This is a genomic window from Aquimarina sp. RZ0 (genome assembly GCF_008370685.1).
In the GTDB taxonomy this organism is placed as follows: domain Bacteria; phylum Bacteroidota; class Bacteroidia; order Flavobacteriales; family Flavobacteriaceae; genus Aquimarina.
The window spans coordinates 16970-38270 of the sequence record NZ_VTZU01000030.1 but is presented as its reverse complement, the minus strand read 5'-3'; the positions used below and the strand labels follow the sequence as shown (position 1 = coordinate 38270).

At 32.9% G+C, this 21301-nt stretch carries 19 protein-coding genes; 15 read left to right on the top strand and 4 right to left on the bottom strand.

What is annotated here, in order from left to right; all coding sequences use genetic code 11:
- The first annotated feature begins 292 nt into the window (after positions 1 to 292).
- The 7 genes from F0000_RS12850 (at position 293) to F0000_RS12820 (ending at position 6915) form a co-directional block, all read left to right on the top strand.
- Positions 293 to 1441 (top strand): pyridoxal phosphate-dependent aminotransferase family protein, encoded by a 1149-nt coding sequence (locus tag F0000_RS12850; RefSeq protein WP_149625127.1) that lies wholly within the window; start codon positions 293 to 295, stop codon positions 1439 to 1441.
- 14 nt (positions 1442 to 1455) lie between these two features.
- Positions 1456 to 1833, top strand: coding sequence for a DUF2007 domain-containing protein (locus F0000_RS12845; RefSeq protein ID WP_149625126.1), 378 nt, complete (start codon positions 1456 to 1458; stop codon positions 1831 to 1833).
- Entirely contained in the window at positions 1833 to 2450 is a 618-nt protein-coding gene (gene bioD, locus F0000_RS12840; RefSeq protein ID WP_149625125.1) for a dethiobiotin synthase, read from the top strand. The genes F0000_RS12845 and bioD overlap by 1 nt, the downstream gene beginning before the upstream one ends.
- A gap of 1 nt (position 2451) precedes the next feature.
- Entirely contained in the window at positions 2452 to 3024 is a 573-nt protein-coding gene (locus F0000_RS12835) for an alpha/beta hydrolase (RefSeq protein ID WP_149625124.1), read from the top strand.
- Positions 3008 to 4648 (top strand): DUF1186 domain-containing protein, encoded by a 1641-nt coding sequence (locus F0000_RS27750; RefSeq protein WP_188112113.1) that lies wholly within the window; start codon positions 3008 to 3010, stop codon positions 4646 to 4648. The genes F0000_RS12835 and F0000_RS27750 overlap by 17 nt, the downstream gene beginning before the upstream one ends.
- A 3-nt stretch (positions 4649 to 4651) precedes the next feature.
- Complete coding sequence (gene bioA / locus F0000_RS12825; protein WP_149625123.1) at positions 4652 to 5917, top strand: adenosylmethionine--8-amino-7-oxononanoate transaminase; 1266 nt, start codon at positions 4652 to 4654, stop codon at positions 5915 to 5917.
- A gap of 461 nt (positions 5918 to 6378) precedes the next feature.
- Entirely contained in the window at positions 6379 to 6915 is a 537-nt protein-coding gene (locus F0000_RS12820) for a GNAT family N-acetyltransferase (RefSeq protein ID WP_149625122.1), read from the top strand.
- Between the two features lie 215 nt (positions 6916 to 7130).
- Here the strand turns inward: F0000_RS12820 and F0000_RS12815 are convergent, their stop codons facing one another.
- Positions 7131 to 8336, bottom strand: coding sequence for a M57 family metalloprotease (locus F0000_RS12815; protein ID WP_149625121.1), 1206 nt, complete (start codon positions 8334 to 8336; stop codon positions 7131 to 7133).
- Between the two features lie 259 nt (positions 8337 to 8595).
- Between F0000_RS12815 and F0000_RS12810 the strand changes: the two genes are divergently transcribed.
- Together F0000_RS12810 and F0000_RS12805 are read left to right on the top strand one after the other, a co-directional pair.
- On the top strand, positions 8596 to 9819 hold the full coding sequence (locus F0000_RS12810; protein WP_149625120.1) for an AraC family transcriptional regulator: 1224 nt from the start codon (positions 8596 to 8598) through the stop codon (positions 9817 to 9819).
- Between the two features lie 80 nt (positions 9820 to 9899).
- A complete protein-coding gene (locus tag F0000_RS12805) occupies positions 9900 to 11144 on the top strand; it encodes a YncE family protein (protein WP_149625119.1) in 1245 nt (414 codons plus the stop codon).
- 240 nt (positions 11145 to 11384) lie between these two features.
- On the opposite strand, the gene F0000_RS12800 is transcribed toward F0000_RS12805, so the two are convergent.
- Complete coding sequence (locus tag F0000_RS12800) at positions 11385 to 12407, bottom strand: hypothetical protein (protein WP_149625118.1); 1023 nt, start codon at positions 12405 to 12407, stop codon at positions 11385 to 11387.
- A 25-nt stretch (positions 12408 to 12432) separates the two neighbouring features.
- Positions 12433 to 12873, bottom strand: a complete 441-nt coding sequence (locus F0000_RS12795) for a cytochrome c oxidase assembly factor Coa1 family protein (RefSeq protein ID WP_149625117.1) — start codon at positions 12871 to 12873, stop codon at positions 12433 to 12435.
- Positions 12874 to 13016: 143 nt separating this feature from the next.
- Here F0000_RS12795 and F0000_RS12790 point away from each other — a divergent pair, with 143 nt between their 5' ends.
- From F0000_RS12790 to F0000_RS12765, 6 genes are all read left to right on the top strand, one after another.
- Positions 13017 to 14177: a beta-ketoacyl synthase N-terminal-like domain-containing protein gene (locus F0000_RS12790; protein WP_149625116.1), complete on the top strand. Its 1161-nt coding sequence runs from the start codon at positions 13017 to 13019 to the stop codon at positions 14175 to 14177.
- A gap of 112 nt (positions 14178 to 14289) precedes the next feature.
- Positions 14290 to 15393: a biotin synthase BioB gene (gene bioB, locus F0000_RS12785; protein WP_149625115.1), complete on the top strand. Its 1104-nt coding sequence runs from the start codon at positions 14290 to 14292 to the stop codon at positions 15391 to 15393.
- Between the two features lie 127 nt (positions 15394 to 15520).
- The gene (locus tag F0000_RS12780) at positions 15521 to 16387 is read left to right on the top strand and encodes a cupin-like domain-containing protein (protein ID WP_149625114.1); all 867 of its coding nucleotides are present in this window, start codon (positions 15521 to 15523) and stop codon (positions 16385 to 16387) included.
- Positions 16388 to 16490: 103 nt separating this feature from the next.
- On the top strand, positions 16491 to 17651 hold the full coding sequence (locus F0000_RS12775) for an AraC family transcriptional regulator (protein ID WP_188112112.1): 1161 nt from the start codon (positions 16491 to 16493) through the stop codon (positions 17649 to 17651).
- Positions 17652 to 17819: 168 nt separating this feature from the next.
- Positions 17820 to 19223: a S41 family peptidase gene (locus F0000_RS12770; RefSeq protein ID WP_149625112.1), complete on the top strand. Its 1404-nt coding sequence runs from the start codon at positions 17820 to 17822 to the stop codon at positions 19221 to 19223.
- A 170-nt stretch (positions 19224 to 19393) separates the two neighbouring features.
- Entirely contained in the window at positions 19394 to 20800 is a 1407-nt protein-coding gene (locus F0000_RS12765; protein WP_188112111.1) for a S41 family peptidase, read from the top strand.
- 11 nt (positions 20801 to 20811) lie between these two features.
- Here the strand turns inward: F0000_RS12765 and F0000_RS12760 are convergent, their stop codons facing one another.
- Positions 20812 to 21237: a regulatory protein RecX gene (locus F0000_RS12760; RefSeq protein WP_255452711.1), complete on the bottom strand. Its 426-nt coding sequence runs from the start codon at positions 21235 to 21237 to the stop codon at positions 20812 to 20814.
- Positions 21238 to 21301 lie beyond the last annotated feature (64 nt).

The window sequence follows — 21301 nt, the reverse complement described above, 5'->3', positions numbered from 1 at the left end:
TTTTTTTGCCTTGCATAAAGAAAAAATAATTCAATGAATTTATACGAATTTTTTAATCACAAATCGTATTAGACTTCACTCTTTTTAATAAACTCTTCATAAAAACTAAAGAAAGCTACAGAATGTAATTCTGTAGCTTTCTTTAGTTCTGGATGTTAGTCTAAACAGTATATCTTGAGTTACGATTAACTTTTATTCTGAAGAATCAGTTAAAAAGATATCGTTTTATTATGCAAATTAAACACATAAATAGTACTAAGGGTGGATCGTGATATTATCGTATTTTAGCACTATGGATCGTCTGCCTAAAAAACTTCAAAAAAAGCTTCAGAATAGAGAAAGTATCAATGCACTGAGAACACTATGTGGTCAGAGTAATCATATAGATTTTTCTTCTAATGACTATTTAGGATTTGCATCTTCTAAAACCATTTTTCAGAAAACGCATCACTTTTTAGAACAAAAAGAACTGTATCAAAACGGGGCAACAGGATCAAGATTACTTTCTGGAAATCATGAATTATATACAGAAGTAGAAATAATGTTGGCAACATTTCATAATGCGGCAGCTGCTTTAGTATTTAATTCAGGATATGATGCTAATATAGGTTTCTTTTCGTCTGTTCCTCAGCGAGGAGACATCATTTTGTATGATGAGTATATTCATGCTTCTATTCGCGACGGTATACAAATGAGTCATGCCAAATCCTATAAGTTTGCTCATAATCAATTAGAAGCTATAGAAAAAAAAATACAATCGCTTAGATCGGACTCGAGTAGTGATCAAGAAGTATATATTGTTACAGAATCTGTGTTTTCTATGGATGGAGATACGCCGGATTTGAGATTATTTGTTTCTTTTTGTAACAAAAATAATTATCACCTGATTGTAGACGAAGCACACGCCACGGGAGTGTTTGGTAACAAAGGTGTAGGTCTTCTTCAGCAATTAGAACTGGAAGACGAGGTGTTTGCCAGAATCAATACATTTGGCAAAGCTTTAGGATGCCACGGAGCAGTAATTCTGGGATCAGAACAATTAAAAAGCTATTTGGTTAATTTTGCGAGGAGCTTTATTTATACTACAGGATTACCACCACATTCTGTAGCATCGATTTTAGTAATGTATAAAGAGTTAGAAACTACTTTAGCCACAAAAAAACTGAAAGAGAATATAGACTTTTTCAATCGAGAAGTAGAAAAAATAAATCTCAACTCATTATTTATAAAAAGTAATTCTGCGATACACTGCTGTATCCTATCCGGAAACAAACGAGTAAAAAAGGTGGCAACAAAAATTCAACAAAAAGGTTTTGATGTAAAACCTATTTTATCACCTACTGTTCCCGAAGGGCAAGAACGATTGCGTTTTTGTCTGCATTCGTATAATTCAAAAGAAGAAATATCGCAAGTTCTGAACTTACTTATTACCTTTATTTAAAACTACTCCATTGTATGATCGATAATTATACCATACTAGCTACATTTCCGTATTCTACAGAAGCTCAAATAACAAAATCCAAATTAGAATCAGAAGGTATTCAGGTAATGCTTCTGGATGAAAAAACAATAGATTCTGATCCTTTAATTAGTCAAGCTATCGGAGGGATTAAATTGCTTGTACATAACGACGACCTGACTCAAGCGATAAAGATACATAATAGGATTAGAGTATATGAAAAGGATAAAAACGGGAGTGATATTGTTTGTGTAAACTGTGGATCTACCAGAATATTAATTGCAGATCCTTCGCGCAAGAATATATTTTATATGCTATTCCCTTTTTTTGAAAAAACTAAATATCGTTGTAACGTCTGTAATACTATTTTTTAATGAATACTTATTTTATAACCGGAATCTCTACAGATGTAGGTAAAACTATAACTGCTGCAATTGTAACAGAAGCTCTGGAGGCTGATTACTGGAAACCAATACAAGCTGGAGATTTATCATATGCTGATACTCATAGAGTAAAGGAGCTCGTCTCAAATCATATTTCAAAATTTCATCCTAATAGCTTTGCTTTAGAGACACCTATGAGTCCTCATGCAGCTGCAGAAATAGATGGAGTAACTATTACTATGGATGCGGTTACATTGCCAGAAACTAAAAATAATATGGTAATAGAAGGAGCAGGCGGATTATTAGTACCCATAAATGATCACGAAACAATACTGGATCTAATAAAACCGGAGTATAAGGTAATTGTTGTTTCCAGACACTATTTGGGTAGTATTAATCATACGCTAATGACAATACAGTTGTTAAAAAATAAGGGTTTTGATCCTGTGATTATTTTTAGTGGAGATGAGCATAGTACTACAGAAAGTATTATCAAAAAAATGACAGGAGTACAAGTGATTGGAAGAATAGAGAATGAGCCTTATTTCGATACTATGGTGATAAAAGAATATGCAGCATTGTTTAGAGATAGACTAGAAAAATTGTAGTGTGATAACAAGCAGTATAAAGTCAAGATTAATAATTATTTCTGATTTATGGGGAATTAAGAGGTCAGATTGGTTACAGGAATATAGGAAAATTTTGGAGACGGTATTCCAAATCCATATATACGATTCTTGTAGTTTAGGAGAGATTGATGTCTCACAGAGTATAGAAAAAGATATACACGATCAATTTATTCAAAGAGGAATCAAAACTGCGGTTAATTCTCTACTGGAAAAAGAAAAAAAGAAAGTCAATATACTTGCATTGAGTATAGGAGGAACTATTGCATGGAAAGCTGCATTAGAAGGTCTTGATATCGATACCCTGTATACCGTATCTTCAACCAGATTGCGCTATGAATTAGAGACCCCCAATTGTAAAGTGAAATGTTATTTTGGAGCAGAAGATAAAAATATACCCGATCGGGATTGGTTTCAAAAAAGAAGAATTAAACCTATAATTTATAAAGAAAAGAACCATCAATTATATACAGACACAGATTTTATGCATAGGATATGCAATGAAATCATTGTAAATACTCTAAAAAAAATAAGAACGAATGATTTTAAAAAATAACGATACTCTAAAATATTCTTTTGATATAGCAGCCATGCATACTTCGGATGACCCGGATAGGTTTCTGGATGATGATGGTAGAACACCCTATATAAATTCAATTATTGAAAAGTTGTATTATGATGTCCAGAAAGGTAAATCATCTGTTTTTGAACGATTATTTAAATATATAAAGAGATATCCTAAAATAGCTGTTTTTAAAAATTACCTGGCAGTTGCCTATATGAATAAAGGCAACGATCAAAAATTTAAAGAAATCGTAAGAAAAACGGTTGAAGCGCATCCTGACTATTTATTTGCGAAAATAAACTTAGCCAGTATACATATCGAAGAAGAAAAATATCAAGAAGCTCAGGATCTTTTAGGAGATTCATTACAGCTTGTTGATTTATATCCAGAGAAAGAATTATTTCATGAAGATGAAGTAATAACATATTACCTAACGGTTGCCAAATATTTGTGGAATACAAATTATATTCATGAAGAAGAAAAACTGCTGGAACAATTAAAATTAAAATTCTATGGACATCATAAGATTGAAAAATATGATCATAATAAGGCAGTAGAGAATCTGAAGAAGGCAAGAAAAAGAATGGAAGAAGAAGAAAAGTTTAGCATAAAAGTAGCAACCATAGATAGAAGAAGCCATTTACAGACAGATAAACTACCTGATTTTAATTTTCCAGAACAAATAGCGCTATTATATACAAGTAATCTGGAGGTCACAGAGGATTGGCTAGCTTATTTTGAAAAACTACCAAAGAATCTTTTAGAAGAAGACCTGATAAAAGTCCTACAAGATTCTATATATAGGTTTGACTATTTCATGCAAAAAATGGAGGATTCCGGTTGGAATGACTACGAGTATAATGCACCGCACCACGCATTTTATTTATTATACGAAACAGGAACTTCTCAATCTTTAGCTATTATCTTAGAAATATTAAGACAGGACATGGAGTTTATGGATCTATGGTTTGGGGATGCGACCAATGAGATTATATGTCCAACACTTTTTAAGATAGCAAAAGATCAATTGCCAATATTGATGGATTTCGTAAAAGAACCTCATATAAATGCATTCAATAAATCCGTAGTAACTGATATTGTAACTCAGATGCCCTTTGTTTTCCCTGATACAAAAGAAGAAGTAATCGTTTGGTTCAAAGAAGTGTTTACATTTTATAAAGAGCATAAACATAAAGAAGGAATTGCTGATACAGATTTTTTAGGATTACTGATAGGAGGTATTTCAAGTAAGACCTATCAGGAATTATTACCACAGATAAAAGAGTTCTTTGATCTTAATTTGGTAGGATACTGGGTCTGCGGGCAGTATGATGATGTAAAAAACAGGATACGTGATATAGAACAACTTCTTGAAACATATTTCAAACCAGTGTATGAACAAACGACTGTAAAAGAATTGTATGAAAACTATTATCAAAATTGGATTCATCAATCCGAACAGAAAGAAATTGATGATAGTTCTGATGACTTTTATGATGATTATAAAGAGATTCCTGATGATCAACCCTATATTGCTCCCAAAAAAATAGGTCGTAATGATCCTTGCCTCTGTGGTAGTGGTAAAAAATATAAAAAATGTTGCATTAATAAATAAAATATGACCTTACAGGAGAGAGATAAAAAACACCTTTGGCATCCACTAACTCAGCATAAAGTTTATCCGGATGCTTTGGCTATTGTAAAGGCAACAGGGGCTTTATTGTTTGATGATCAGGGCAGAGAGTATATCGATGGTATTGCCTCTTGGTATACAGCTGTATATGGTCATTGTAACCCCTATATTCTGGAGAAAGTCGCTGCTCAGATGCAGCAATTGGATCAGATTGTGTTTGCAGGATTTACTCATGAGCCTGCAATAAAATTATCTGAAGAATTGATAAAAATACTACCAGATACTCATGAAAAGATTTTCTTTTCTGATAATGGATCAACAGCTAATGAAGTAGGGATCAAAATGGCATTGCAATACCATTTTAATAAAGGCGAAAAGAGAAATACCATAATTGCGTTTGAGGATGGTTTTCATGGAGATACTTTTGGGGCGATGTCTGCATCAGGTTTATCAGTTTATAATGGGCCGTTTGAAGATTTTTTTATAGATGTACAGCGAATCCCTACTCCTGATATTGATACTATAGAAATTGTTCTGGAGAGATTACAGAGGATAATTAGGGATTATAATGTAGCCGCTTTTATCTATGAGCCCTTAGTTCAGGGAGCCAATGCTATGCATATGTTTGAGGCAGAATATCTCAATGAAATATTAAAAATTTGCTCAGCAAATAATATCGTAACTATTGCAGATGAGGTAATGACAGGTTTTGGTAAGACTGGAAAAAACTTTGCTTCAGAATATATAGAAACAAAACCAGATATTATCTCAATGTCCAAAGCATTAACAGCTGGTTTTGTTCCCATGGCAGTGACCAGTTGTACCCAAGATATATACAATGCTTTTCTGGATGACTCTGTAGGCAAAGCTTTCTTTCATGCCCATACATACTCTGCCAATCCTATAGCCTGCTCTGTAGCCATTGCTGGCATAGAACTCTTGAAATCGGCAGAAATCCAAAATAATATTCAAAGAATTATACAATCTCATAAAGATTTTGATGCCAAAATTAAAAGCCATTCCAAGATCAAGACAACCCGACAAAAAGGAGTGATTTATGCATTAGATCTAGATATAGAAATGGATCGTTATGGTAAAAAAAGATATGAGATTTTTGATCATTTTATGGAGCACGGAGTTTGCTTGCGTCCTCTGGGTAAAACGATATACATATTGCCTCCTTATGTAATTACAGAAGAGCAGTTGGATAAAATTTATGAATCAATAGTAGCTTTATTAGAAGTAGTATAATACTAATTTTATAAGTTGTTTTAAAAGCATCCAAAATAGAAAGCAGAATTTTTAGTTAGTGTTATACCAGTAAGTTCAAATGGCAAATGATATTAGTTTGCTGATACGTCAAAAAAATAGTTTTCAGAAAACCAGAATACAAAAGAAGAGATCGATCAACATGAATCACTTGCGTATAAACAATGGATAGTATTGAATCAGATGTGTTATGCAATTGATGTAATACGATTTATAACTAAAAATTTCGCATATTCATCGTTTCTTTTTCCTTTCTACTTCGTTTAAAAAATAAACCGTAGCTATAGCTATGCTTGATTTTTTTGCCTTGCATAAAGAAAAAATAATTCAATGAATTTATACGAATTTTTTAATCACAAATTGTATAAGTTAATTTGTATATCTTGTTAGGAATGACACCGTTTTTTTGGCGGATTTGACGAAAAATAAAAAAGGTGATATGTATGGTATTTGATACAGAAAGGGTATTGATAAGAAAACTCTGTACATCCGATATAGAAAACTTTTATGACATGCAAAGCAACCCTAATGTGATGCGGCATATCAAAAAATATATGAATCGTTCAGAAAGTGAAAATGAATTAAAACGATTTATAAGCTATTATGAGAATAAGGAAATTTTCTATAAAATATGGGCAGTTATAAGAAAAGATAACGAAGATTTCATGGGTATATGTGGTGTTTATGAAAATGAAAAATCAGAATTTGAAATAGCCTATAGGCTTCGGGAGTTATATTGGGGAAAAGGTTATGGAGCCGAAATTGCAATAAATCTGATAAATTATTGCTTTGAAAAAACCAATCTAAACGAATTATCTGCATATGTAAGCGCTCAAAACAATAGTTCTATTTACATTCTTGAAAAAGAAATGGAGTTTATAGAAGAATTTTTTTGTAAAAAGACAAACTCTTTTGAGCGTGTATATAAATTAAAAAAAGAAAGTTGGTTATCAGATAAATGCAATGATTTTGATAAGTAATCTCATTTGAGAAATCGAATTATCATAGACACTTGGGTTTTATGATGAACAGACAAAATTGAATTAATTTTTTGTTAAGTTCGAGATGATAGAAAAGGAAAACCCCAAATATAATATGAATCATGGATAAGAAAACTTACGTCAATCAGCGTGATTTTTCTTATCCATGATTGATCTCAATATTTTATGATTGAGATTTTGGGTAATATATTATTTTATGGGAATCTAAAATTTCCGCCATTTCTATTGCCTAAGTTGATTCTTTGATTTTCATTTAATGTAATCGAAGCTACAGAACATCCCACTGTGGTAAGAGAAGCATCAACTTTTACAATTCCACTTGCAGGCATTCTGAATACCAGCGAACCTGAATTTCGGATATTAGCATAAGATGGATTTGGCGACCAACTTATATAATCATAAATATTTGTCGGTTTTACTCCAATAATACCTATTGATAAGCTTTCTCCTTGAGGAGCGCAAAATGTGATAAAATTTCCACTGTAAGTTAATTTTATTTGTGCCCCTGGTTTAGCTCTAAACTCACCAGTAGTTCTATTTAGTGTTGCCGTTGGATCTACAGTAGAATTACCATATATTGCAATTAATGCTGCCTGATCCCCGTCTGTAAAGGATCTATTACGACCACTACTGCAGGCTAACATCCACGAATTTGCATCTGGTCCGGAGGGTGTTCCAGGAATATAATTAGCTCCAATACTCGTAGATCCTTCATCTTCTGGAGAGCCGCCACAACTAAAAGCTCTGTTTCTGAAATCTGTATGACGAAAACCTATGGCATGTCCTATTTCATGAGCAATCACAGTTGTAGCATCGCTCCGATTCGTTCCTGTGTTAAAATGACTGCGACTTAATGTGATCTCCTTTTTAGGATTTCCGCGGGAAGGAAATCCAGCTTTACCCAAAATTTTAGGGTCGCTAAAATTTCCTAACAGGATCTGTATATCATTATTGTTTCTATTATTTGTACGTTTAAATCTTAGTTTGAGATCTAAGTTGTTATAACGTTGTAGTGCCGCATCAAAGGAACTTTGCATAAATTGATTAAAACCAGGGTCAAAAAATACGTTTAAAGTTCTACTGGCTCCATTAATACTCACTAAACGATTGGTTCGATATTGTTTAGAATTTATAGTCCCTGTTTCAGGTTGTATACCAGTAAGCAATTCATCTATTTGTGCTTCGGTAAGAAAAATATCTGTTTCTACAATATAGCCATTTTTGTACTTAGATAGTCCATATTCAGTATAAAACCCTGCTTTTTTGAGTTTTTTGATAATGTTATCCGGGATAGCCTGAGTTGCTATTTCCTGCTCAACATCATTATTATCTGTTTCACAGGAAACCGTAACAAAAATAACGAAAAGGAATAAACTGATTATTTTTATAAATTTTTTCATAAAATTAAATTTTAATTTGTGATTATCTGGTCGGTAACATATATATTTTATCAAAATGTCTATGTACGTAATTGATAATCCTGTTTTAGTTAATAGAAATATAAAGTTAGATCCGGTACCTTCTAAGCTTTTGTTTGTGTAATATGTTCAAAATTAGTGTTTTATAAGATGTATTTGTTCCCTATTTTCAGTGATATTTTTTTACTGAAAACAGGGAAAAATAAAATTTAAAAAAAGCTTAAACCGTTTTGGTATTAGTATGGTGTTCTACAATTTTTTTGTAGTTTGGTATTTTGATTTATCAGTGCTAATGATCATTATAGGACAATTTGATGTACTACCCTCTGTAATGACTAGTATTGGTTGTTTTCAGGGTTTTCTGGTTGCCGCAAACCTCTTTTTTCTTAAAAAAGGATCAAGAAAAGCTAATCTATTTTTGATGGGTTTATTGATCGCTCAAAGCCTTATTATTTTTCAGAATTTTGTAGTTTTTTCAGGGCTTTATCCCCAAATGCCCCATGTTCCAATATTATTTTATTCTCTTAATGGATTGATTGGTCCGTTGTTTTTTTTCTATGTTTTATATCTACTGTATCCTCATCGAAATTTTAGATGGATAGATAGCTTACACGGCTCTATTTTTATCTATCTCTTATTTTTTTCCTGGAATTGGGAGTATATAACGATGAATGCCGAAGAAAAAATAAAAACGATCTCATATATTTATAACAAAAAACCTTATATTCCTGATATTGATACCATTTTTACCTTACTCTCTCTGGCAATAGTCAGGCTTTCATATGTTAGTTATGCACTTTGGTTACTCAATAAAAAAAAACAAGGATTAAAAAAGATTTCCTCTGATACTAATATCAGTTATCTGAATCGTTTCAAAGGCGTTATTTATATATTTGGAGCGTATAGTGGTATTAGTTTTCTGTTTTTTCTTGTAAGCTACTTTTTTCATATCAAGGTGTATTATCTGGAAATCTACTTGCACCTGATCAATTCTATTTTCCTGGTTGTTATTGCTATAATTACGATTCAACAACCCGAAAAACTTTTTTTTGTACTCAAAAAAGAGAAAATAAAAGAAAAACAAACGAAGGGGAAAAATTTAGAACTGGATAAGTTGTCAGAACTTATGAAAACACAACAACCTTATCTCAATCCTGAATTAAAATTGCAAGATCTTGCAGCTATGATGGATACCCCTTCTCATAATTTGTCAGAACAACTCAATAAAAATCTTGGGGTAAATTTCTATGATTTCATTAACCAATATCGAGTAGATGAATTTAAAAAAAGAGCTACTTCTTCAGAATATGACCAACTGACATTACTTGCAATAGCGCTAGATTCGGGGTTCAATAGTAAAGCTTCTTTTAATCGTATTTTCAAAAAGTATACTAAAATCACTCCCAGTCAATTTTTACATAAAAGAAAGGTCTCAACTTCCAAAATTGGGGCGAAATTCAATTAATATTCATTTTTATTTGATCTCCCTTAACAAGATACTCTTGTAAAGGAAAACGAATCATTATTCATTAAAATCAAATACTCATGAAAACTAATTTTTTTATCAAATTATTGTTAATTTCTTTACTGTTATTTTCTTGCTCGCTGACAGATGATGTCTCAGGGGTACCAGATACCAGTGTTATAAAAGTTACAGAAATTTATGCCACTGATAGTGGTAATGAGAATAATAGTTCTGATATCACTATCAAGCTAAAGATTACAAAAGGAATTCCTGAAATTAAAAAGATGTACGTACTATTCTCAAAAGAAAGTACCTCTCTTCATTCGAGAGATGTACCAGGGTTAGCAGATCGCGTTTTTTGGGAAATTACTCCTAATGAAAGTATTGATGAACAAATTCAGGAAATACTCTATGATAGTCATGGAGATCTGATAAAGGAAGGTACCCATTACAGGCCTCATATTCTTATAAAAACGAATAATTATAGGACGTATCTGGTTTCTGGGAAAGAAAGCTTTCAATTACAAAACGAAACGCTGGTTACCGATCTGAAGATTACCTCAGGTAATATTATGGCAGACGAAGATATAGCTCTTGATGATGATTTTAATCTCTATGTTAATGGTGGAGGATCAAACGAAAGCATCACATATAAAATAAACCCACAAGGAGAAGTTCAGGAATTTTCCACTTCCCTGAAGTATCCTGTGGGTTGTACTGTTGGCCCTGATAAAACAGTGTATGTTACTAATTTTAGAAGTACTGATATTTTTGCTATTGATGCTTATGGAGTAGAAAACGTATTAGTAAGTGATCCGCAACTTGTAGGTGGTGGCGGAATCATCATTAATAATGATGGAGAAATTTTTAATACGTTCTTTGCGGTAAAGAAAATATTCAAAATTAGTAATAATAAGGTAGAAGAATTTGTTTCTAGTTCTTTATTAGATGGCCCGGTTGGACTGACATATGATAAGGTTAGAGATCATATATATGTTTCTAATTTTCTTGATGGAAAGATCTTTCGTGTAGAAGCTGATGGGACACTCAATGAAGTAGCAAAATCACCATCTTCGATTGGTCATGTATCATATGCGAATGATCATCTGCATGTTACAGGCGTTTTAGAGCATAAAGTTTTTAGATTAAATACGGCAGGTGATATAGTAGATGTTATAGGAACTGGAGCTGTAGGAACAGTTAATGGAACCGCAGCTACGGCTTCTTTTACCAATCCTAATGGTATCGAAGCAACACCAGATGGAAAATTTGCCTATATTACGAGCAATGGTATCGTACGAAAAATTATTTTTAAGAGACCATAAGTTTTTTAAACAATTTTTTTAAGATAGAAGTGTGCGGTCTGAAATAGACGATTTTCATAATTTGAAAGATTTTTGATAAAATTTAGATTTTTTTGAAGTAACTACCTTAATTACAGTAAATTAAAAATAAATCAAAATTTCGTAAAAAGATACATATTTGATTTTGCTGTATTTCCGACCAGACATTATATAGTAATCAGAATTGTAGTTTTTTTATTAATAAATACGATTCTGATTACACTATTGTTTCTGAGGTAATTGACCTTCTATTTCGGTTTTAAATCTTTCTTTATCATCAATATATAAAGCCAGAGTTTTAAAACTTTTCTTCATTCCGTACAAACCAAAGAGGGCATTTTCTTTATGTACAGTAATAAGTACATTATGACTTTCTAGTTCGCCAAATGGAGATAATTTCCTAATCTTGTCGTTAAATTCAATTGAAGCAGAAGATATTGTTACTGAGACAATATTGTTAATATCTATGCTAGTTTCACTCATAATACCATATCGCAGGTAGAGTTTTCCATCTTGGATTAAAATGGGTCTATTATAGATGGATTTTAAAAAACCAAAAATTTGAATTCCAGAATAAATACTCAAACCTGTGATGATCCAGGCAGCTACGGTACTCCATCTGATAAGTAATATATGCAACACATATGTTTCGATTGTGATAATGAGTATTAATCCGGCGAGCAGACCAATAGTGCCACTATTTTTATGATATGTAAATTCAGTACTATGCAGGACTTGTTTTTTCCAGAACATAAAACCAAAATAGAAAACTGCGATTTCCATTGCCAAAAGAGTTGCAATTTTTTTAGGTAAAATTTCTCTACATGTTTGTTGTAATACTGTAAAGAAGTCAGGAGATATATGTTGATTTTTTTTAAATTTTTTTAAGGTGGATCGTACTTTGCTAATAACAAAAAAAGCAATCCCTAACTCTACAAAAGGAAATACCCAGGTTTTTATAATAGAAAGTAGGAGTTGATTTTCTTTTGGAATAATCATATAAGAGATCATCATTCCTAATATGCCAAATGAAATAATGGTAAGTTTCGGGATTTTCTTTTTTCTAATCAGCAAGAAATAAACAAAAGGAATCGTAAAAATAAGATCTGCTGTGATGGCAGTAGACAATAGTTGCTGGTTCGCCTCAAATAATCTCGAAGTAGTCAATAAGATTAATAAGAGGATGCTGGATAATGGAATACCAAAAATAATGAACAGACTTTTTATATCTAGTTGTTTAGTCATGGCTACTGGTTTTTTATAATGAATATTAAAATATAGTCTCTTTTTTCTCATTCCAGAGGAGATCTACTTGTTCATTTGTTTCGGCAATGATCACATACATTTTGGAATAGGCCCAGATATCATTTTCTTTGGTACCTACCACATAAATCTGAGCTTCTCCTTCAGGGCCTTTTATAGGAATAGAAATATCAGCATATCCTGTACTGTTTTCAAATTTTAGGCTACCACTCATAATGCCATTGGTTTCTATAGGCTCTCCAAGTACCCGGATAATATATTCATCTTCCTGAGCTTTTGCAAGTCCTTCCTGATAAGGAGTAGCAGCTGTAAAAGCTTTAGAGACCCCAAAAATGACAGATCCCATAAAGATAATAAAAATGATAGTTAATGTGAGACAACCCCCTACAGGTACTACCCATGGCCAGTTTCTACTAAACCAACTTTTTCGTTGCGTTTGATGCTCCATATCAATTCATTCTTATTTGGTTATTATATAAGTCATAAGACTTTGGTTTTTGTTACAATTAAAGTTTGGGAATTAAAAAGAAAAATACAGTAGACAGTTGAACAGAATGGAACAAACCCCTACATTTGCTGAAAAATTAAGTGTTGCAAAACCCTGTGTCTATAACCGGAATTTCATCGATATCCCCATTGGGATTTATCCCTGAGAAGATTTGGAGCGAATATAAAAATCATACTCACAATATTACTTTTGAAGCTTTTGGAGATCAAAAAACACCCATTGCTCAATTACCTGAAGAATGCAAAAAAGAAATTGAAAAACTAAAGATAGAGAATTCACAGTACGCATCTCTGGATGATTCGGTGTTATTTGGGATTTTTGCGGCAAGAGCTGCTATCAGAGAGGCAAATTGGGAGCAGGAATTTAATTTCGGGATTAATATGGGGTCTTCCAGAGGGGCTACTCATCTATTTGAAAAATATCATAAAGAATTTCTAAAGACGCATCAATCAGCTACATTAAGTTCGCCTACCACAACCCTAGGTAATATTTCTTCCTGGATAGCGCAAGATCTCAGGTCAAAAGGTCCGGAGATTAGTCATTCTATTACATGTTCCACCGCTTTGCACGCTGTGCTAAATGGTATTGCATGGCTTCAATCAGGGTTGAGCGATAAGTTTTTGGTAGGAGGGAGTGAAGCTCCACTAACTCCATTTACCATCGCCCAGATGAAAGCTTTAAAAATATATGCTTCCGGTCAAGAAGACGTATATCCATGTCAGGCAATGAATTGGGGTAAAACCAGAAACTCTATGTTTTTGGGAGAAGGAGCTGCTGTTGCTTGTTTAGAGAATGGAGTTAAAGAGAACGCAGTAGCATTAGTAACGGGGATAGGGTACGCAACAGAGCCTTTAAAACATAATATATCGATATCTACTCATGCAGATTGTTTTCAGGATTCTATGAAAATGGCATTATCCGGCACAACTCCTCAGGAAATAGATGCAATTGTATTACACGCACCGGGAACTGTAAAAGGAGATATGGCAGAATATAATGCAATTAAATCCGTTTTTAAAGAACATATCCCTGCTTTAACGACCAATAAATGGAAAATTGGGCACACCTTCGGAGCGAGTGGAATTTTGAGTATAGAATTAGCAATTTTGATGATGAAACATCAAGAGTTTATTCCAGTCCCTTATATAGAGGGTGTATCGCCTGATTCATTAAGCAAGATTATGGTAAATGCAGTGGGATTTGGGGGGAATGCTGTTAGTATCTTACTGGAACTACCGGTATGAGAATAATGATTTCAACAATTTATTGTTATTAAAATCATTGAATTTGATAAATCTAATTTGTGTTTTTTGATTTTAAACAATTACTTTTGAAAAATTCACATACTGTTAATTTATGAGCGTTGTAAGACACGATTGGACATCACAAGAGATTCTGGATATTTATAATAAACCCATGATGGAACTGCTATATGAAGCAGCTACAGTACATAGAGAGTACCACGACCCGAATACGGTGCAGGTTTCTACTTTGTTATCCATAAAAACAGGAGGGTGTCCTGAAGATTGTGGCTATTGTCCGCAGGCTGCCAGATATCATACTGATATAGAAGGGAATGATCTGATGAGTGTACAGCAGGTAAAAGCACAGGCATTGAGAGCTAAAGCTTCGGGGAGTTCCAGAGTATGTATGGGAGCCGCCTGGAGAAATGTAAAAGATGGACCAGAGTTTGATAATGTGCTGGAAATGGTGCGAACTATTAATAAACTGGATATGGAGGTGTGTTGTACCTTAGGTATGATTACAGAAAATCAGGCGCAACGGTTGGCAGAAGCCGGTCTATATGCATATAATCATAATCTTGATACATCAGAAGAGTATTATAAAGAAGTTATTTCTACCAGAGGATATGAGGATCGGTTAGAAACTATTGATAATGTTCGTAAAACGAATGTTACCGTGTGTAGTGGTGGGATTATCGGAATGGGTGAAAAGATAGAAGATCGAGCTGGAATGCTGGTAGCTTTGGCAAGATTAAACCCTCAGCCAGAGTCTGTGCCTATCAATGCACTTGTTGCTGTAGATGGAACACCTATGGAAGATCAAAAACCGGTAGAGATCTGGGATATGATCAGAATGGTTGCAACGACCAGGATCGTAATGCCACAAACGCAGGTAAGATTATCCGCAGGGAGAACAGAGATGAGCAGAGAAGGACAGGCAATGTGCTTTTTTGCAGGAGCAAATTCTATTTTTGCAGGAGATAAATTATTGACAACCCCAAATCCAGATGTTAATGAGGATATGGAGATGTTTAAAAAGTTAGGGTTAAACCCTCAAAAACCTTTTGTAAAGAAATCTCAACCAGATACCATAGAAGCTAAAGATTCTAAGTATGAAGCAAAAGGAGAAAAACCAAAATGGACCAGACCCGGTCATACTATTGACAAAAATGAGGTAGCTAAACAGAAATCAAAAATAGTAGTTGATAAAAATTGATAGCTGTATTAGAAATATATGAGTAAGGCTTTCATTATATTTTAAGTTTAACAAACTTGATATTGATTAACTTTGATACGATAGGCATTATTAAATTTTGATAGATGCTGATCTTAAGCAATTATCTGTGAAATTAAATTTAGAACAAATAACAAGAGTAAAGACAGTAACGAAGAAGGAGTTTCTTGAAAATTATTTCATACCACAAAAGCCAGTGGTAATCGAGCAATTGATTGAAGATTGGCCAGCGTATGAAAAATGGAGCTTAGATTACATTAATGAAGTTGCAGGTCATAAAGAAGTACCTCTTTTTGATAATAGACCTATAAATGCTGAATTTAAGTTTAACGAACCACATATGAGCATGAAAATGAGCGAATATGTACAGTTGTTAAAAACCAAACCTACCGGCTATCGAATTTTTCTGTATAACCTATTAAAAGAAGTGCCAAAACTCAGGAGTGATTATAGATATCCCGATATAGGTCTGAGGTTGCTTAAAAAAATGCCATATCTTTTTTTTGGAGGTAAGGGATCCAAAGTGTTTATGCATTATGATATTGATTATGGAAATATATTGCATTTTCATTTTCACGGCGAGAAACAATGCATATTATTTCCACCTTCAGAAACCAAATACCTATATAAAGTACCTCATGCGTTAATCGCACATCAGGATATTGATTTTACCAACCCTGATTTAAAAAAGTGGCCGGCACTTAAGAAAGCCAAAGGATATGTTACACATCTTACACACGGAGAAACTTTGTATATGCCAGAAGGATATTGGCATCAGATGACCTATACCACACCTGGTTTTTCTATGAGTATACGAGCAATGGCTACAAAATTAGGGAATATGAATAAAGCTGCATATAATATCTTCTTTATGCGATATTTTGATAATTTTATGCGTCGGATTCGTGGGTCAAAATGGATTCAATATAAAAACGAGCTAGCAATTAAAAGAACAAATAGAGCAAAGGATTCGTAGTTTTGCATAGCATCTTACCTCTCATTTAAGTTTTGTATTGCAACCCTTGTTGTTCGTTTTTGTCTTTTGAAGTACAAACCATACAAAATGATCCATGAAATTTATGAATCTATTATTGCTTGTTAGTTTTTCCCAGGGATTTGTGTTTGGACTTTCGATACTTTTCTCTCCTTTTTTTAGAAGTCATATCAATAAGTATTTGGGATATTCGATTCTGGTGTTAACTTCATTAATGCTCAATGTTTATCTTGATTTTGAGGGTGTATTTGAAATGTATCCAGATTTTATGATATTGTATGATATCGAATGGATATTCCTGTTTCCGGTTTTTTTCTTTCTTTATATTTTAAAATCAATCAATCATGATTTAGAAAAAAACAGGAAAATGTATTGGTTGTATGTTCCTTTTTTCTTTTCTGTTGTCATTAATGCGTTTTTTAATCTGGAAGTGGCTTATCAATGGTTTGCTGATTCTTATGATTACACAGAATTAGTGTATGATTGGGTTTTTGGTTTTCAGGAATTTGGATACTATTCATTCAATTTTATTCTGATTATGTGGTCATATAAGGTGATTAGTGAAGAAAAATATACGAACTACCCTAATAATAAATGGTTGAAAGCATCATGTATTTGGACATTTTTTCTGGTAACATTATGGATTATAATAGATATCATCGATATGATTTTTGGGATAAGTTATGAAATAGGGATTTCTATTATATGTACCAGTACTTCTGTATTTATATTTTGGTTAGTATATAATGGGGTTTATAGATTAAAACTTACAGGTGCTTATAGAGGTCTTGTTAGCGGTATTAAAAGTGATATTTCAGGTATAAGTATGCTAGAAACTCTTGATGAGGTAAAAAGTAAAAATCAAATGGTTTTGAGTAATTCGTTTTCAGAAGATAATAGATATTTTCAAAAACTAGAAAACTTACTCAAAAAAGACTATATCTATCGTGATCCTAATTTGAGTCAGGAGGCGATAGCAAAACGATTAAATATTAGTACAGGTTATCTATCGCAGATCGTAAATGACATTACGAAAAAAAATTTTGCCGTATACATTAATTCATATCGGGTACAGGAAGTTAAAGACATGATTCTTAATACAGAATTTGATAAATATAGTGTATTGGCAATAGGATTAGAAGCAGGTTTTAAGTCTAAAACAACATTCTATACTTCATTTAAAAAAGAAACAGGGCTTACTCCAAGTCAGTTCAAATCAAATCACAAAAAGGTTCCAAATTTTTAAATCTTAATAATATGGGACATTAGTTTCTTTTGTCCTGTTTAGTTTTGACAAGCGTTAAAAGGTGTTTCATGGCTAGTTAATCCTGTTACTTTTTCTGAAAAGTCATTTTGAAACTGATTTTTTTGCTAATCAAAACTGATAAAAATAATCCTTAAAATCAATACTACTATGAATAGATATAATTATAATACGATAAGATCTATGTTTACTAAAAGATATTTTTTATTCATAATATCGGTTTTTCTGATAAGCTGCCAATCAGATGATGATCAATCTCCAATAGAACAAGCTATACATGGTTTTTGGTTTGCTGAAGATAAAGGGTATATTATCGAGCTTAGCGATGATAAAAATGTATTGTACAATATATCCGCTGCCGGGTGTACAATTCTCAATGATGATTTTAAACCAGAAGAACTAGCAGGGTTAAGGTTAGAAGAAGTGAGTGCAAATGAGCTTCTGGGGACTTCGGATCTTTTTGAAGTAGAAATTAATTTTGTGAGATTACCAAATCAACACGATCATTGTTTACCCGACCAAATAGCAAACACAAAAGATCCAAAGATAAACTATGACTATTTCTGGAATATATTTAATGATTATTATGCGTTTTTTGAAAAAAGAAATGTGAATTGGGGAGATTTTAAAAATTTAGGGGATCAGGTTACAGAAGATAATTTTTATGATGTCATTGAAGAGCTGGTTCTTAAGTTAAAAGATGGACATGTAAGTTTAAATGATGAAGATAATAATATAGAAATCGAATCTGGATTTCCAAGTTTAATCGAACGATTAAACACGAATCTTCAAGGAGATTTAATTATCAAAGATATAGACGATTATTGGGAAACTTTAGAAATAAAAAATAATATAATAGTAGAAAAGTACATTGTAGGAGAACTGTTTCAAAACGATGGGGGTAATATGTTTTGGGGATTAGTGAGAGATGATATAGGCTATGTGTCAATAAATGATATGGAGGATTTTGGTAGTAGTTTTGAAAATGAAATATCAGCACTCAATGAAGCTCTTGATGATGTAATGAATACTGTAAAAGAATGGGGAGTTTCTAAGTTAATTATAGATATTCGTTTTAATGGAGGTGGTCACGGAAAAATCTCAATGGATATTGCATCACGTTTTGTGAATAGAGAACTCCCTGTTTATTCCTATAAGAATAGGCTAGGAGATAATTTTACCGCACCTAAAACAATTTCAATAGGTCCAAAAGGAGATTTTCAATTTACAGATGATATTGTTCTTTTAACGAGCCCTGTTACGGCAAGTGCAGCCGAGTCATTTGTTTTATGCCTTAAGGATTTATCTTATGTGACAATCGTTGGAGAAAATACCCAAGGTGTTTTTTCCACAGAACTTACTCATTCTTTACCAAATGGAGCAACAGTTGTGTTGTCTAACGAAGTGTATAGTGATGTAGAAGGAACAGTTTTTGAGGCTATTGGAATAGGACCTGATAATGAAGAAAATAGAATTCCTGTATTTTCCTACGAAGATTTTAGTGAAGAAAAAGATAGTGGAATAGAAAGAGCAATTGAATTGTTACGCAATTAAACTACATACGTTGATTATTCTAAAAATATATTGGGCTTAAGTATTTGATAATTAAAACAGGATGTGTTAAATATGTGTTTTATTTATAAATAAGTTGATCAATGCAACCCTTAATTTTTTCACTTGTCATATATATAAGTAGTATTAAAACCTTTAAAATCAATACTAATATGAATTCACACAATTATAATACAATAAAATGTATGCGTACTATCAAAAGATATTTTTTATGTATAATGTTAGTTTTTTTTATAGCTTGTCAGTCGGATGATGATAGTCCTCCTCCTCCTCCTCAAGACTCTATAAATGGTTTTTGGTTGGTTGCTGATAAAGGATATATATTAGAGTTTACTGATGGTAAAGATGTAGCATATAATATAAATAGCATTGGATGCTCAGTTTTAGAAGGTGATTTTACATCAGAAGATTTTTTGGGAGTGGAATTCAATCTGGTTGGTCCGGATGAATTAGTAGGGAGTTCAGAATTATTGATTGCAGATATTAAGTTGACCAGACTGCCAAATCAAAATGAGTTTTGTCTACCGGGTCAGATTTCTGAGACAGAAGATCCAAAAGTGAATTTTGATCATTTTTGGCATATTTTTAATGATTATTATGCTTTTTTTGAACTCAGAGATGTGGATTGGGCGCAATATCATAGTTTAAGAGAACAGGTAACCTCAGAGAATTTTTATGATATTATAGAGGATTTGCTTCTCCTTTTTGAAGATGGGCATGTAGGTATTTATGATGAAGCTAATGGTATTGGTATTGGTTCAGAATCACAGAGTTTACTGGAGCGATTAAATTCAAACCTTAGTGGTGAGTATGTAATTAGTGATGGAGATAGTTATAGCAGAGCCTATGACCAAAAGATAGAGATGATTATAAAATATCTCGGTGGAGATTTTGAGATTGATCAAAGTGAAAATATAGCTTGGGGTACGATCACAGATGATATTGGGTATGTTAATATTTTTGGGATGGCAGGATATGGATCCGGCATTAATGATGAGTTAGCAACATTGAATACAGTACTCGACAAAATGATGAATGATCTGAAGAATTCCGAAGTCTCTAAATTAGTACTAGATATCCGTTTTAATGGCGGAGGATTGGATGTAGTTGCTGTAGATATAGCCTCCAGATTTATGGATCAGCAACGCATTGCATTTTCTAAAAAAGCAAGGTTAGGAGACGGGTTTACAGAGTTAACAACGATATCTGTGGAGCCCAAAGGAGATTTTCAATTCACAGGTGATATTGTGTTGCTTACCAGTCCTCTTACCGCTAGTGCTGCAGAGATCTTTACTTTATGTTTAAAAGATGCGCCATACGTAACTATTGCTGGGGAAAACACAAATGGTGGATTTTCTGATATTCTTTCGCATATACTGCCTAATGGAGCAGAGCTAAGCCTGTCTAATGAAGTGTATAGTGATGCACAAGGAGTAGTTTATGAAGCGATAGGGGTTGGACCAGCAGAAGAGAATAGAGCTCCATTGTTTTCTAATGAAGATTTTATGGAAGAAAAAGATAGTGGCATCGATAGAGCTGTCAAGTTATTGAGTAATTAAACAGTTCATTACTAAGAAAGTTCATTCACCTTTTCAAAAACTAATTGATTTTCCCAGCCTCGATACAATAGGTAATCAATTAGTTTTTTTTTCTTTTTAGTAGGGTCTTGTTCTGTAATTGATGCCATTTTTTTTTCTGCTAATTCATGAAAAGTTTCCAAGTAGGTTGTCTCCGGGATTTCTTTTAGGGCACTTTCTATAATATAGGTAGATATTTGTCTGAATTTAAGCTCTCTGATAATTCGCTTTTTTCCCCATTTTTTGATTCTGAATTTACCGCTGACATAGCTTTTGGCAAAGCGTTCTTCATTTAGGAAATTATGCTCTAAAAGGTGTAAAATAATTGTTTCTTTTGCTTCCGGGATTAATCTCATAGTCGTCAACTTGTCCATGATGTCCTTGTGACATCTTTCCTGATAGGCGCAATAGTGTTCCATTTTTTTAAGTGCCTCGGATACAGTAATAGATTGAGGTGGTTTTTGATACATACGGTATAAAGGT

Excerpts from the sequence above, each read along its gene's own strand:
- F0000_RS12850 (WP_149625127.1), top strand. The coding sequence starts at position 293 with ATGGATCGTCTGCCTAAAAAACTTCAAAAAAAGCTTCAGAATAGAGAA.
- F0000_RS12845 (WP_149625126.1), top strand. The coding sequence starts at position 1,456 with ATGATCGATAATTATACCATACTAGCTACATTTCCGTATTCTACAGAA.
- bioD (WP_149625125.1), top strand. The coding sequence starts at position 1,833 with ATGAATACTTATTTTATAACCGGAATCTCTACAGATGTAGGTAAAACT.
- F0000_RS27750 (WP_188112113.1), top strand. The coding sequence starts at position 3,008 with ATGATTTTAAAAAATAACGATACTCTAAAATATTCTTTTGATATAGCA.
- bioA (WP_149625123.1), top strand. The coding sequence starts at position 4,652 with ATGACCTTACAGGAGAGAGATAAAAAACACCTTTGGCATCCACTAACT.
- F0000_RS12820 (WP_149625122.1), top strand. The coding sequence starts at position 6,379 with ATGGTATTTGATACAGAAAGGGTATTGATAAGAAAACTCTGTACATCC.
- F0000_RS12815 (WP_149625121.1), bottom strand. The coding sequence starts at position 8,336 with ATGAAAAAATTTATAAAAATAATCAGTTTATTCCTTTTCGTTATTTTT.
- F0000_RS12810 (WP_149625120.1), top strand. The coding sequence starts at position 8,596 with ATGGTGTTCTACAATTTTTTTGTAGTTTGGTATTTTGATTTATCAGTG.
- F0000_RS12805 (WP_149625119.1), top strand. The coding sequence starts at position 9,900 with ATGAAAACTAATTTTTTTATCAAATTATTGTTAATTTCTTTACTGTTA.
- F0000_RS12800 (WP_149625118.1), bottom strand. The coding sequence starts at position 12,407 with ATGACTAAACAACTAGATATAAAAAGTCTGTTCATTATTTTTGGTATT.
- F0000_RS12795 (WP_149625117.1), bottom strand. The coding sequence starts at position 12,873 with ATGGAGCATCAAACGCAACGAAAAAGTTGGTTTAGTAGAAACTGGCCA.
- bioB (WP_149625115.1), top strand. The coding sequence starts at position 14,290 with ATGAGCGTTGTAAGACACGATTGGACATCACAAGAGATTCTGGATATT.
- F0000_RS12775 (WP_188112112.1), top strand. The coding sequence starts at position 16,491 with ATGAATCTATTATTGCTTGTTAGTTTTTCCCAGGGATTTGTGTTTGGA.
- F0000_RS12770 (WP_149625112.1), top strand. The coding sequence starts at position 17,820 with ATGAATAGATATAATTATAATACGATAAGATCTATGTTTACTAAAAGA.
- F0000_RS12765 (WP_188112111.1), top strand. The coding sequence starts at position 19,394 with ATGAATTCACACAATTATAATACAATAAAATGTATGCGTACTATCAAA.
- F0000_RS12760 (WP_255452711.1), bottom strand. The coding sequence starts at position 21,237 with ATGGAACACTATTGCGCCTATCAGGAAAGATGTCACAAGGACATCATG.